This is a genomic window from Pseudomonas sp. AC112, assembly GCF_979253545.1.
The window spans coordinates 4,066,685-4,080,359 of record NZ_CEEDCM010000001.1; the positions used below are offsets into that span (position 1 = coordinate 4,066,685).

The window sequence follows — 13,675 nt, forward strand, 5'->3', positions numbered from 1 at the left end:
GGTAAACTCCTTTACCTTGAACCTGGTTCATCTGTAGGCGCTGGCTTGCCTGCGATGGCCTCAACTCGGTGTGCCTGCTGCTCCGAGATGTCCGCATCGCAGGCAAGCCAGCTCCCACAGGTTTTGTATGTGCCTCTGGAGAACCCATGGCCAACGCCTTGCCCGACCTGAAACTCCTGCGCATCTTCGTCAGCGTTGTGCGGCACCAGGGGTTTGCCAATGCCCAGCACGAACTCAACCTGTCCACGTCGGCCATCAGCACGTATATGAGCCAACTGGAATCAGCCTTGGGCCTGGTGCTGTGCCATCGCGGCCGGGGCGGTTTCAGCCTGACCAGCAAGGGCGAGCTGTTCCATCATGAAACCTTGCGGCTATTGGGTGAGCTGGAAGGCTTCGAGCAATACGCTGCCGCCTTGAAAGGCGAGTTGCGCGGCACCCTCAAGCTCGGCGTGCTCGATTCCACCGTCAGCGACAAGGCCTTGCCGTTCGCCGAAGTCATCGGCGCCTACAGCCTGGAGCACCCGGCGGTGCACCTGCATTTGTCGGTGATGAGCCCTTATGAGTTGCAACTGGGTGTGCAGGACAACCGCCTCGACCTGGCCATCGGCGCCTTCTCCAACCGCATGAGCGGGCTGATCTACATGCCGCTGTACCGCGAACAGCACTGGCTGTATTGCAGCACCCGGCACCCGCTGTTCAACGAGCGGCGTATCCCCGAACAAGTCATCACCCAGCAACGCATGGTCGGTCGCGGCTACTGGAGCCAGGCCGAACTGGCGCGCCACGGTTTCAAACACAGCGCGGCGACGGTGGAAAGTATGGAAGCGCAGCTGATCCTGGTGCTGTCTGGCGCCTATATCGGCTACCTGCCCGAACACTACGCCCAGGCCTGGGCTGACAAAGGAGATTTGCGCGTATTGCTGCCGGCCACCTTCGGCTACCAGGCGCCATTCTCGATGATCATGCGCCGTGGTCGCAGCCGTGAACCACTGATCCAGACTTTCCGCGACCTACTCAAAGCCCAGCTCAACCAGGCCTGAAATCACCATGTCCAGACCCCAATGCCCCCGCTGCCTGCGGCCTGCCACCCACTGCCTGTGCGCGCTGATCCCCAGCCTCGACAGCCGCACCCGCGTGTTGCTGTTGCAGCACCCGAGCGAGGTCAACCACGCGCTTAATACCGCAAGGCTGGCGGCGTTGGGTTTGAATAACGCGCAGCTGGTGGTGGGGGAAGTGTTCGAGGATCTGCCGACGCTGCTGAACCTGCCCGGCTATCAGGCGCGGCTGTTGTTTCCGGCGGACGATGCGCAACCGTTACAGGCCTACGCGCCTTCCGACCAACCGTTGCTGCTGGTGGTGCCGGACGGCACTTGGCGCAAGGCGCGCAAGTTGCTGCACCTCAATCCGTTGCTGGCAGCGTTGCCACGGGTAGCGCTGGCGGAGGGCGCCGTCTCCCGCTACCGACTGCGCAAGGCGCCAGGGCCGGGGGCGTTGTCGACAGTTGAAGCCATCGTGCAGGCATTGCACGTGCTGGAAGCACCCAGCTCATTCGAGCCGTTGCTCAAGCCCTTTGAAGCATTGATCGAAGGGCAGATTGCGGCGATGGGGGCAGAGGTTTTCCTGAAAAATCATGGCGACGGGCGGCTTGGCTAGTAGGTTGACCGAGGCGCGGCCATCGCCGGCAAGCCAGCTCCTACACGCATTTCTAGGGTGGGAGCGGGCTTGCCCGCGATAGCGTCCTTCCAGGCAACAGATTTGCTGCTTATTCCTATAAGCCATAAGCACCGTACTTTGCGTGATATGGCCCGCCAGGCTTTCCCGGTATGATGTTCGCCCCCGCAGTCTGGATTGCGAATACGCCATGACCTTGCAGTACCCTACAATCGCCGATTGCGTCGGCAATACACCCCTGGTCCGCTTGCAACGCATGGCGGGTGAAACCAGCAATACCCTGCTGCTCAAGCTTGAAGGGAACAACCCGGCCGGCTCCGTCAAGGACCGCCCGGCGCTGTCGATGATCACCCGCGCCGAGTTGCGCGGGCAGATCAAGCCCGGCGACACCCTGATCGAAGCCACATCCGGTAACACCGGGATCGCGCTGGCCATGGCCGCGGCGATCAAGGGCTACAAGATGGTGCTGATCATGCCCGACAACGGCAGCGCCGAGCGCAAGGCGGCGATGACCGCCTACGGCGCGGAGCTGGTGTTGGTGACCCAGGAAGAAGGCATGGAAGGTGCCCGCGACCTCGCCGAGCGCATGGCCGCCGAAGGCCGTGGCCAGGTGCTGGACCAGTTCGCCAATGGTGACAACCCCGAGGCGCACTACACCACCACCGGTCCGGAAATCTGGCGCCAGACCCAGGGCACCATCACCCATTTCGTCAGCTCCATGGGCACCACCGGTACCATCATGGGCAACTCGCGCTACCTCAAGGAGCAGAACCCGGCGATCCAGATTGTCGGCCTGCAACCAATGGAAGGCGCGGCCATCCCCGGCATCCGTCGCTGGCCCGAAGAGTATCTGCCGAAGATCTACAACGCCACGCGCGTGGACCGCATCATCGACATGGCCCAGCGTGAAGCCGAAGACACCACCCGCCGCCTGGCCCGTGAAGAGGGCATCTTCTGCGGCGTGTCTTCCGGTGGCGCCGTGGCGGGCATGTTGCGCCTGTCCAAGGAAGTGGAAAACGCGGTGATCGTCGCGATCATCTGTGACCGAGGCGACCGTTACTTGTCGACCGGCATCTTCGACGCGCCCAACTGATGGCCAAGCACGAGAGAGGCCTGCGCTTCCAGCCGACGGGCGGCAGCCGGGCCCCGCAGATACCTGTAGGCAAGAAGCAACGCTTGACCATCGAGCGCCTGGCCAATGATGGCCGTGGCATTGTGTTCTTTGAAGGCCGTACCTGGTTTGTGAATGGCGCGCTGGCCGGCGAAGAAGTCGAAGCGCGGGTGTTGGGCACCCACGGCAAGATTGTCGAGGCGCGCACCGAGCGCGTGTTCAAGGCCAGCGGACTGCGTCGCCCGGCGCCGTGCGCGCACTTTGGTCGCTGCGGCGGCTGCAGCGTGCAGCACTTGCCCCACGCCGAACAACTTGCCCTGAAACAGCGCATGCTCGCCGAGCAACTGTCCCGTGTGGCCGGTGTCGAACCGCAAGAGTGGGCCGCACCGTTGAGTGGTCCAGAGTTCGGCTACCGTCGCCGCGCCCGCGTGGCCGTGCGCTGGGATGCCAAGGCGAAACATCTGGAAGTCGGTTTCCGCGCCGTGGCCAGCCAGGACATCATCGCCATCGACGATTGCCCGGTGCTGGTACAGGCCTTGCAACCGATCATGCAGCGCCTGCCGAACATGCTGCGGCGCTTGAGCAAACCTCAGGCCCTGGGGCACGTGGAGTTGTTCAGTGGGACGTCCATCGCCGTGTTGCTGCGCCATATGGCGCAGCTGTCGGAGGCGGACCTGCACGTGTTGAAAGAATTCTGCGCTTTCCATGACGCCCAATTGTGGCTGCATGGCGAAGGCCAGCCGGAACCGGCCGAGGCTGGTTCGGTCCTGGGTTTTCGATTGGAACAGTGGGGTCTGGAGCTGGCTTACCGGCCTGGGGACTTCGTGCAAGTCAACGCCGGGGTCAATGCGGCGATGGTTGCCCAGGCCCTGGAATGGCTGGCGCCACAACCCGATGAGCGGGTGTTGGACCTGTTTTGCGGTCTGGGCAATTTCGCCCTGCCATTAGCTCGCCAAGTGCGCGAAGTAGTGGCGGTGGAAGGCGTGCAGACCATGGTGGACCGGGCGGCCGTGAATGCCGTCAGCAACAATTTGCATAATGCGCAGTTTTTTCAGGCCGATTTGTCCCAGCCTTTGACCGACGCGGAATGGGCCAAACAGGGCTTTTCTGCGGTACTCTTGGACCCACCCCGTGACGGTGCCCAGGAGGTTGTGCGCAAGCTCGCGACCCTCAAGGCCAAGCGTCTGGTGTATGTGTCCTGCAACCCGGCCACGCTGGCGCGGGACACTGTTGAGTTGGTCAAGCAAGGCTACCGGCTAAAACGTGCCGGGATCCTCGACATGTTTCCGCAAACTGCGCATGTCGAGGCCATGGCGTTATTTGAAGCGGGCTAGGATGCCCGTTTAATCCGACTGGCCTGCATTCTCCAAGGCCGTGACCTGCCAGGGAGCGTGTGTAAGCTTTATTAAGGTAAAGCAGGTCAGCGATGATTTTTGACGCATCCAAGGTGCGTCGTAGGGAAGGTAAGCAAGATGGTACAGGTGAGAGCACACCAGCCGATCAACACCGACGGCAGTATCAATCTCGAGGCATGGCTGGATCATGCCATCAGTGTCGACCCGGCACTGGACCGTGAAGCCTTGAAAGCAGCCTGCGAGTTCGCTCGTGAGTCTGAACAGCAAGACAATGCGGCCAAGAACCTGTGGGCCGAAGGCACTTCAAGCTTTCGTACCGGGTTGGAAATCGCCGAGATCCTCGCCGATCTCAAGCTGGACCAGGATTCGCTGATCGCCGCCGTGCTCTATCGCGGCGTGCGTGAAGGGCATATTCCGTTGGCCACCGTTGGCCAGCGTTTTGGCTCGGTGGTGGCCAAGCTGATCGATGGCGTGCTGCGCATGGCTGCGATCAGCGCCAGCCTCAGCCCGCGCCAGTCCATGGTGCTGGGCACCCAGGGCCAGGTCGAGAACCTGCGCAAGATGCTGGTGGCGATGGTCGACGACGTACGCGTCGCCCTGATCAAGCTGGCTGAGCGTACCTGCGCGATCCGTGCGGTAAAAACCGCCGACGACGAGAAGCGCAACCGCGTCGCCCGCGAAGTCTTCGACATCTACGCGCCGCTGGCGCACCGCCTGGGCATCGGCCATATCAAGTGGGAGCTGGAGGACCTGTCCTTCCGCTACCTCGAACCCGATCAATACAAACAGATTGCCACGCTGCTGCACGAGCGCCGGCTCGACCGTGAGCGCTTCATCGCCGACGTGATGAACCAGTTGCGCTCCGAGTTGCAGGCCACCGGTGTCGAAGCCGACATCAGCGGCCGTGCCAAACACATCTATTCCATCTGGCGCAAAATGCAGCGCAAGGGCCTGGCCTTCAGCCAGATCTACGACGTGCGTGCCGTGCGCGTGCTGGTGCCGGAAATGCGCGACTGCTATACCGCGCTCGGCATCGTCCACACCCTGTGGCGGCACATTCCCAAGGAGTTTGACGACTACATCGCCAACCCCAAGGAAAACGGCTATCGCTCGCTGCACACGGCGGTGATCGGCCCCGAGGGCAAGGTACTGGAAGTGCAGATCCGCACCCACGCCATGCACGAAGAGGCCGAGCTGGGCGTCTGCGCGCACTGGCGCTACAAGGGCACTGATGTCAAGGCAGGGTCCAACCAGTACGAAGAGAAAATCTCCTGGCTGCGCCAAGTGCTGGAATGGCACGAAGAACTCGGCGACATCGGCGGCCTGGCCGAACAGTTGCGCGTGGATATCGAGCCGGACCGGGTCTATATCTTCACCCCTGACGGTCACGCCATCGACTTGCCCAAGGGCGCTACGCCGCTGGACTTTGCCTACCGCGTGCACACCGAGATCGGGCATAACTGCCGGGGCGCCAAGATCAACGGGCGCATCGTGCCGCTCAACTACAGCCTGCAGACCGGTGAACAGGTCGAGATCATCACCAGCAAGCACGGTACGCCGAGCCGCGACTGGCTGAACCCGAACCTGGGCTACATCACCACCTCGCGGGCGCGGGCGAAGATCGTCCACTGGTTCAAATTGCAGGCACGCGACCAGAACGTCGCCGCCGGCAAAACCTTGCTCGAACGCGAACTGGCACGCCTGGGCCTGCCCCAGGTGGACTTCGACAAGCTGGCCGAAAAGGCCAACATGAAGATCGCCGAGGACATGTTCGCCGCCCTGGGTGCCGGCGATTTGCGCCTGGCGCAACTGGTCAACCTGGCCCAACAGCTGGTGGAGCCAGAGCGCGGCAACGAACAGCTGGAGCTGATCCCACGCAAGGCCACGGGCTACAAGCCGGGCAAGCGCGGCGATATCCAGATCCAGGGCGTGGGCAACCTGCTCACGCAAATCGCCGGCTGCTGCCAGCCACTGCCGGGGGATGCGATTGTCGGCTACATCACCCAGGGCCGTGGCGTGAGCATTCACCGCCAGGACTGCGCCTCGGTGCTGCAACTGGGCGGGCGCGAGCCGGAGCGCATCATCCAGGTCAGCTGGGGCCCGGTGCCGGTGCTCACCTACCCGGTGGACATCATCATCCGCGCGTACGATCGATCCGGTTTGCTGCGTGACGTGTCGCAAGTGCTGCTCAATGAGCGGATCAACGTGCTGGCGGTCAACACCCGCTCGAATAAAGAGGACAACACCGCGCTGATGTCCCTGACCATCGAGATTCCGGGGTTGGACGCATTGGGACGGTTGCTGGGGCGGATTTCCCAGTTGCCGAATATCATCGAGACACGCCGTAACCGCACCCCATGAATAGCTGGATAAACGCGGAATAAAATGTGGGAGCGGGCTTGCTCGCGAATGCGGTTTGTCAGTGCCGGATGCAGTGGCTGACCTACCGCTTTCGCGAGCAAGCCCGCTCCCACATTTGATCTCTAGCGTTCCCACTTCAGCGGAAAGAGACCGATGTATTCACTAGAAGACCTGCTGCACCTGATGAATCGCCTGCGGGACCCGCAATACGGGTGTCCGTGGGACATCAAGCAAACCTACGCGACCATCGTCCCGCACACCCTTGAAGAAGCCTATGAAGTCGCCGACGCCATCGAGCGCGGCGATTTCGATCACCTGCAAGGTGAGTTGGGCGACCTGCTGTTCCAGGTGGTGTATTACAGCCAGATGGCGCGGGAAGAAGGGCGCTTCGAATTCGCCGGGGTGGTCGACAGCATCACGCGCAAGCTGATCCGCCGCCATCCCCATGTGTTCCCCACTGGCGAGCTGTACGCACCGCTGGATGTCCCGCAGTTGAGCGAAGAGCAGGTCAAGGAACGTTGGGAGCAGATCAAGGCCGAGGAGCGCGCGGAACAGTCCGACGCACCCGAGCAGCTCTCCCTGCTGGACGATGTGCCCACGGCGCTGCCGTCCTTGTCCCGAGCCGCCAAATTGCAAAAGCGCGCCAGCCAGGTCGGTTTCGACTGGCCTTCTGCCTTGCCGGTGGTGGACAACGTGCGCGAAGAACTGGATGAAGTGCTCGAAGCCATGGCGGACAACGACTCGGCGGCCATCGCAGACGAGGTCGGCGACCTGTTGTTCGCAGCGGTCAACCTGGCCCGCCACCTCAAGGTCGACCCGGAAACCGCGCTGCGTGGCGCCAATGCCAAGTTCGAACGACGTTTCCGATTTATCGAACAGGCATTGCGCGATACGCACCAATCCATAGAAGATTGCACCCTCGAAACGATGGACGCCCTGTGGGGCGAAGCCAAACGTCAGGAAAAGAATGTGTCCAGCTGCGGTTGAGCAGTTGCCTAAGTGAGTAAGCACCATGAGCCTTTCCCTTCGCGACCAGTTGCTCAAAGCAGGTCTGGTCAACCAAAAGCAGGCCAAGCAGGTCGGCAAAGAGAAACAGAAGCAGCAGCGCCTGGTCCACAAAGGCCAAATCGAGGCGGATGACACCCAGGCTCGCCTGGCGGCCGAGGCGCACGCCGAGAAGGTCAAGCGCGACCAGGAACTGAACCGTCAGCAGCAGGAAAAAGCCGAGGCCAAGGCCCGCACGGCTCAGGTCAAGCAATTGATCGAGACCTCGCGCCTGCCCAAGCTGACCACCGAGGACTACTACAACTTCGTGGATGACAAGAAGGTCAAGCGCCTGTCGGTCAACACGTTGATGCGCAACAAGCTGAGCAACGGCTCCCTGGCGATCGTGCACCACGGTGGCGGCTACGAGGTGATCCCACGCGAAGCGGCGCTGAAGATCCAGGAGCGTGCACCGGAGCGTATCGTGCAGCTCAATATCCTCACCGAGAGCCAGGTGTTGGACGAGGATGATCCATACGCGGCCTACCAGATCCCGGATGATCTGATGTGGTAAGGCTGTAGAAACAACAAACCCCGCTCAAAAGGCGGGGTTTTTGTGTGCAGGCAATCCAACTGCTGTGTGGGGCTGGATGCCTGCCGAATTTCAGAGTCTCAGGAGCCTTGCGCCTGGCGTCTCATCTCAAGGGCTTCGAGCTCGTTTTTATAATTATGAGCGTCGCTCTCGTTGTGAAACATGCCGACCAACAGGTCTTGTTGGTGTACATCCCAGATGTGAATCCCATGGCCCAGCGCTTCGTGGGACATATGTTCGTCGTCGCGTTCAGTTACTTTTACAGTCATCTGCTTGCTCCAATCTCTGGTGGATCTGCGGCAAGTCGTCGCAGGCCTTTGTTATATGTTTTGTTAGCTTGCTAAGTAAACTGACTTTTTGCACAACAATTCATTGCAGTAAATGCAACAGTGCTACAGGCCGCGTAAACCGTGATATTGCGGCAAAGGGGGTTGAGTTTTATGACAAAAGTTTCATGTTGGCGTAAGGCTTCAGCCTCGTATTGACGCGTCAACACAAAACCTCCAGACGAAAAAAAGCCCCGCATCTGCGAGGCTCTTTATTCCATCTACCGATCAGCTACCTTTGACAGCCTTACCGTCAACCGTACCGTCCTGCAGCATGATGTTGTATTCCTTGCCATCGGTTTCCACCTGGCGCAGGGCAACCAGGATGCCGCCCTGATCCTTGGCAAACCACATCTGGGTAATGCGCTTGCTTTGTGTCGGATCACGCACGCGCTCGACCTTGATCGCATCGATGGAACCGACCTTGGTCTGGACCTTTTCCGGGCCGATCACGCGGAAGTCGTAGGTGTCGACGTCGGTGCCTTCGACCACGTTGTAGCTCATGCTCTTTTTGCCGGCAGCTACGTCGCGCTGCAGGGCCAACTGGTAGGTCGACTTGTCGAGCATGCCGCTTTGCAGGGCCACGTTGACGGCGTCTTTGTTTTCAAAGCCGGTGACTTTCTTCGCGGTCTGGTCGAAGTCCAGGTTGATCTTCTTCGCCTTGCCCAGGCCACCGCGTTCGAAGGTGTAGCTCTTCGGTTGCAGGGTGTCCTTGTCAAACTGGATCACGCTGGTTTCGGTCAGGCTGGCGATCATCATGGAAGCCTTGAAGTTCAAGGTCCAGGAGCCATCGCCATTCTTGGCCAGGCTGCGTTCAGCCGAGCCACTCATGGGCAACTGTTTCCAGTCGGCGGTGTAGCTTACGGAGAAAGGGTGAAGGTCTGCTGCTTGCACGGCAGGCAAGGCGAACAGCGCAAAAGCGAAGAGCAGGGCGCGACGCATAAAATCTCCTAGGTTCGAATCAAGTGGCCGCTGGCCGCAAGTAACTGACCGTCCAATAATGCACGCTGGTCACCAAGAATCAACCGCCCCTCGGCAAACCAGCGAACCGCCAGCGGGTAAATCCTGTGTTCCTGGGTGTGAACCCGTTGCGCAAGGCTCTGCGCCGAGTCGTCAGACTCTACCGGAACCACTGCCTGTACGACCAGAGGCCCGCCATCGAGTTCCTCGGTGACAAAGTGCACGCTGCAGCCATGCTCGCGGTCGCCGGCGTCGAGCGCACGCTGGTGCGTGTGCATGCCTTTGTACTTGGGCAGCAGGGAAGGGTGGATATTGAGCAGGCGCCCTTCGTAATGCCGCACGAAATCAGCGCTGAGGATGCGCATGAAGCCGGCGAGTACCACGAGTTTGGGGTTGAAGGCGTCGATCAGTTCGATCAGGGCGCTGTCGAAGGCTTCTCGGCCGTCGAATGCCTTGTGGTCCAGGGAGCGGGTGTCGATACCTGCGTCCCTGGCGCGTTGCAGGCCGTAGGCGTCGCTGCGGTTGGAGATCACCGCAGCGATGCGCACCGGGCTGTCGCCGGTGCGCGTGCTGTCGATCAAGGCCTGCAAGTTGCTGCCGGTGCCGGAAAGCAGCACCACGACATCACAGGTCTGAGACATCAATGAGCCTTGAGGTTCTTCAGTTCAACCTGGGCCGCGCCTTCCGGAGCGGTTGCTATCTGGCCAATGACCCAAGGCTGCTCGCCGGCTTCACGCAGGACGTTCAGCGCGGTTTCAACATGCTCCTGAGCCACGCAGATGACCATGCCGACGCCGCAGTTCAGCACGCGGTGCATTTCGGTTTCGTCGACGTTGCCTTTCTCTTGCAGCCAGTCGAATACCGCCGGACGCTGCCAGCTGGCCACGTCAACGATGGCCTGGGCGCCTTTTGGCAGCACGCGCGGGATGTTGTCCAGCAGGCCGCCACCGGTGATGTGGGCCATGGCCTTGACGGCGCCAGTGTCCTTGATCAGCTTGAGCAGTGGCTTGACGTAGATGCGGGTCGGGGCCATCAGCAGGTCGGTCAGCGGCTTGCCGTCGAGCTGGGTGTTCTCGATCTCGGCGCCGGATACTTCGATGATCTTGCGGATCAGCGAGTAACCGTTGGAGTGCGGGCCGGAAGAAGGCAGGGCCAGCAGGGCGTCACCGGCAGCGACTTTGGAGCCGTCGATGATCTCGGCTTTTTCCACCACACCCACGCAGAAGCCGGCCAGGTCGTAGTCTTCGCCTTCGTACATGCCTGGCATTTCAGCGGTTTCGCCGCCGACCAGGGAGCAACCCGACAGTTCGCAGCCAGCGCCGATGCCGGTCACCACTTGTGCAGCGGTGTCCACGTTCAGCTTGCCGGTGGCGTAGTAGTCGAGGAAGAACAGCGGCTCGGCGCCGCATACCACCAGGTCGTTGACGCACATGGCGACCAGGTCGATGCCGATGGTGTCGTGCTTGTTCAGGTTCAGTGCCAGGCGCAGCTTGGTGCCTACACCGTCGGTGCCGGACACCAGGACAGGCTGCTTGTAGCCGGCCGGGATTTCGCAGAGGGCGCCAAAACCGCCCAGGCCGCCCATGACTTCGGGGCGCGCAGTGCGCTTGGCGACGCTCTTGATGCGTTCGACCAATGCTTCACCGGCGTCGATGTCTACACCGGCGTCCTTGTAGCTCAGGGAGGGTTGCTTGCTCATGATCCAGGCCTTTAGGGGGGATTCAGGGGTAACGACCGAGCGGGCAGGCGCTTTTGGTAAAAGCCCCAGCCGTTGACGGTCTGCGAAGGCGCGCGATTTTATCAGGCTTGAGGGGCAGCGGCCATCCTCGGGCCGACGGGCAGGGCCATATAGGCAAAAAAAGCCGGTTAAAAAAATGCTAATCGGCTCTGCTTTGGCGCGTATTAAGGTATAGCCTTTAACCCGCTATCGTTATGACAGTACAAAAACTGCCAAGACCCTGTGAATGTTTTGCCGGTGCCTGTGGTCACAGCCTTGCCAAACCGAGTTCACGCGGTCTGTTCCAGCCGCTAAATTTGTCGTTCGGGAATCTTCCATGCGTCTGTGTAAATTCTTCTTTGTAGGCTGCTTGTCGTTGGTCAGCCTGGCGAGTCATGCCGAAACCCTCAATGGCCTTTATCAAGTACTTGAACCTGTCAGCAGCCAATCGCCGCAAGAGCGCGACCAGGCCACCCAGCGAGCCGTGCAGACCCTGGTGATCCGCCTGACCGGTGACGCCAAGGCCGCCGACGGCCCGGGGCTGGCAGCAGTGCGTAAAGACCCGCAACAGATCATCAGCCAGTACGGCTACGACGCCGGCCCGCCGGAAAGCCTGCAGGTGGATTTCGACCCGGTGAGCACTGACCGCGCGCTGCGTGAAGCGGGCCTGTCGATCTGGGGCAGCAACCGGCCATCGATCCTCGGTTGGTGGCTGAACGACTCCACGGAAGGCAGCAGCCTGGTGGGGGATGGCCAAACCGTCGCCCAGGCACTGCGTCGAGCGGCGCAACACCGTGGCTTGCCGTTGCGTCTGCCGCTGGGGGACCTGGATGAGCAGGTGGTGGCCACCGCGCCGAACCTGGAAAGCGCCGACGCCACGCCACTGCGCGCCGCCTCCGAGCGCTACGGCGCCGATGCCTTGCTGACCGTGCATGCGCGCCAGGAAGGCAGCCAATGGCAAGCCAAATGGCGCCTGTGGCTGGGTGACAAGAGCGAGCAGGGCACCGCCCAAGGGGCTGACACCGGCGCCGTGGCCGATGCGGTGATGCTGGCGGTCAGCCAGAAATTGGCTCCGCGTTTTGCCGTCAAGCCTGGCGTGAGCACTGAGCAACTGCTCGAAGTGCAAGGCATGACTCTGGAGCGCTATGCCGCGTTGGGTCATCTGCTGGAGCCTTTTGGTGGTCAGCCTCAATTAGTGGATGGCAACCGGATTGTGTATCGCGTCAACGGCAGTGCCGATCAATTGCGCACCCAGTTGAGCCTGGCCAAGCTGCAGGAAATTCCTGCGGGCGAGGCGCCAGTCCAGCAACCGGTAGCAGAGGGTGCCCAGCCGGCTGCGGCACCCGAGCCTCAGGCGCAGCTGCGTTTTCGTTGGTAAACAGTTTCTTTCTATATAGAAGCACATGACAGATGGAGTGGTTTATGGCGGATACGCGTCGTTGGGTGTGGCTTGGCGGGATTGCCCTGCTGTGCGTTTTTGTGTTCTTGCTGCATTCGATCCTGACGCCGTTCCTGGTCGCATTGCTGCTGGCCTACCTGTTCGATCCCGTGGTGGATCGCCTGGAGAAAGCCGGGCTCTCGCGAACCTGGGGCGTGGTGGCGGTCTTCGCGCTGTTTACCCTGATCATCACGGCCTTGGTGTTGGTGCTGGTGCCGATGCTGGCCAAGCAGCTGTTCCGCCTTTATGAACTGGCGCCGCAGATGCTCGACTGGTTGCAGCACACGGCGATGCCATGGGCCCAGGCCAAACTGGGTCTGGCGGATGGGTTCTGGAAGTTCGATAAGGTCAAGGCTGCCATCAGCGAACACATGGGCCAGACCACCGATATCGTCGGGGTGATCCTCAGCCAGGCAACAGCGTCGAGCCTGGCGCTGATCGGCTGGTTGACCAACCTGGTGCTGATTCCGGTAGTGGCGTTCTACCTGTTGCGCGACTGGGACATCATGATGGCCAAGATCCGCAGCCTGCTGCCGCGCAACCGTGAGGAGCGCATCGTCTCGCTGGCTGAAGAATGCCATGAGGTGCTCGGGGCATTCGTGCGCGGGCAGTTGCTGGTGATGCTGGCCCTGGGGATCATCTACGCTGCTGGCCTGATGGCTATCGGCCTGGAGTTGGGCCTGTTGATCGGCCTGATCGCCGGTCTCGCAGCGATCGTGCCGTACATGGGGTTTGTGATTGGTATCGGCGCGGCGCTGGTGGCGGGGCTGTTCCAGTTTGGCGGCGACCTGTACCCGATGCTGGGGATTGTGGCGGTGTTCATGGTCGGCCAGGCCCTGGAAGGCATGGTGCTGACGCCGTTGCTGGTAGGCGATCGGATCGGCCTGCACCCGGTGGCGGTGATCTTTGCGATCCTGGCAGGCGGCGAGCTGTTTGGCTTCACCGGTATCCTGCTGGCGCTGCCGGTAGCGGCGGTGATCATGGTGCTGGTGCGCCACGTGCATGATCTGTACAAGGATTCGGATGCGTATACGGGGGTTGAAGACCCCGACCTGTAACCGTTTCTTCACAAACCCGGCCCAGGCCGGGTTTGTCATTTGTGCAGGCGGGCCGTCAAACAATCTGCACAAATCCAACAAGTTAACGCAAACCTTTGATTT

At 61.2% G+C, this 13,675-nt stretch carries 13 protein-coding genes; 9 read left to right on the forward strand and 4 right to left on the reverse strand.

The annotated features are described in order from the left end of the window. The first annotated feature begins 146 nt into the window (after window positions 1-146). From AC0IYN_RS18810 to AC0IYN_RS18840, 7 genes are all read left to right on the forward strand, one after another. Window positions 147-1,040, forward strand: a complete 894-nt coding sequence (locus AC0IYN_RS18810) for a LysR family transcriptional regulator (protein WP_078049670.1) — start codon at window positions 147-149, stop codon at window positions 1,038-1,040. A gap of 7 nt (window positions 1,041-1,047) precedes the next feature. Beyond that, window positions 1,048-1,653: a tRNA-uridine aminocarboxypropyltransferase gene (locus AC0IYN_RS18815; protein ID WP_471842468.1), complete on the forward strand. Its 606-nt coding sequence runs from the start codon at window positions 1,048-1,050 to the stop codon at window positions 1,651-1,653. Window positions 1,654-1,861: 208 nt separating this feature from the next. After that, the gene (gene cysM / locus AC0IYN_RS18820) at window positions 1,862-2,764 is read left to right on the forward strand and encodes a cysteine synthase CysM (RefSeq protein ID WP_025855807.1); all 903 of its coding nucleotides are present in this window, start codon (window positions 1,862-1,864) and stop codon (window positions 2,762-2,764) included. After that, window positions 2,764-4,116 (forward strand): 23S rRNA (uracil(1939)-C(5))-methyltransferase RlmD, encoded by a 1,353-nt coding sequence (rlmD, locus tag AC0IYN_RS18825; RefSeq protein WP_471842474.1) that lies wholly within the window; start codon window positions 2,764-2,766, stop codon window positions 4,114-4,116. Before cysM ends, rlmD begins: the two co-directional genes overlap by 1 nt. A 138-nt stretch (window positions 4,117-4,254) precedes the next feature. Continuing rightward, the gene (gene relA, locus AC0IYN_RS18830; RefSeq protein ID WP_078049666.1) at window positions 4,255-6,498 is read left to right on the forward strand and encodes a GTP diphosphokinase; all 2,244 of its coding nucleotides are present in this window, start codon (window positions 4,255-4,257) and stop codon (window positions 6,496-6,498) included. Between the two features lie 153 nt (window positions 6,499-6,651). After that, window positions 6,652-7,485, forward strand: coding sequence for a nucleoside triphosphate pyrophosphohydrolase (mazG, locus tag AC0IYN_RS18835; protein WP_471842480.1), 834 nt, complete (start codon window positions 6,652-6,654; stop codon window positions 7,483-7,485). Between the two features lie 25 nt (window positions 7,486-7,510). Then, window positions 7,511-8,056 (forward strand): DUF2058 domain-containing protein, encoded by a 546-nt coding sequence (locus tag AC0IYN_RS18840; protein ID WP_471842483.1) that lies wholly within the window; start codon window positions 7,511-7,513, stop codon window positions 8,054-8,056. A gap of 98 nt (window positions 8,057-8,154) precedes the next feature. On the opposite strand, the gene AC0IYN_RS18845 is transcribed toward AC0IYN_RS18840, so the two are convergent. From AC0IYN_RS18845 to purM, 4 genes are all read right to left on the reverse strand, one after another. After that, window positions 8,155-8,343: a hypothetical protein gene (locus AC0IYN_RS18845; RefSeq protein ID WP_010208657.1), complete on the reverse strand. Its 189-nt coding sequence runs from the start codon at window positions 8,341-8,343 to the stop codon at window positions 8,155-8,157. Window positions 8,344-8,628: 285 nt separating this feature from the next. Next, window positions 8,629-9,342 carry a DUF3108 domain-containing protein gene (locus tag AC0IYN_RS18850; protein WP_406598576.1) on the reverse strand — a complete coding sequence of 238 codons (714 nt, stop codon included), beginning with the start codon at window positions 9,340-9,342 and terminating at the stop codon, window positions 8,629-8,631. An 8-nt stretch (window positions 9,343-9,350) separates the two neighbouring features. Then, on the reverse strand, window positions 9,351-10,001 hold the full coding sequence (purN, locus tag AC0IYN_RS18855) for a phosphoribosylglycinamide formyltransferase (protein WP_471842488.1): 651 nt from the start codon (window positions 9,999-10,001) through the stop codon (window positions 9,351-9,353). Beyond that, window positions 10,001-11,059, reverse strand: coding sequence for a phosphoribosylformylglycinamidine cyclo-ligase (purM, locus tag AC0IYN_RS18860; RefSeq protein WP_010208661.1), 1,059 nt, complete (start codon window positions 11,057-11,059; stop codon window positions 10,001-10,003). Before purM ends, purN begins: the two co-directional genes overlap by 1 nt. A 355-nt stretch (window positions 11,060-11,414) precedes the next feature. On the opposite strand from purM, the gene AC0IYN_RS18865 reads away from it, so the two are divergent. Next, window positions 11,415-12,455, forward strand: coding sequence for a DUF2066 domain-containing protein (locus AC0IYN_RS18865; RefSeq protein ID WP_471842491.1), 1,041 nt, complete (start codon window positions 11,415-11,417; stop codon window positions 12,453-12,455). Window positions 12,456-12,499: 44 nt separating this feature from the next. Beyond that, window positions 12,500-13,573 carry an AI-2E family transporter gene (locus AC0IYN_RS18870; RefSeq protein WP_078049661.1) on the forward strand — a complete coding sequence of 358 codons (1,074 nt, stop codon included), beginning with the start codon at window positions 12,500-12,502 and terminating at the stop codon, window positions 13,571-13,573. The last annotated feature ends 102 nt before the right edge of the window (window positions 13,574-13,675 follow it).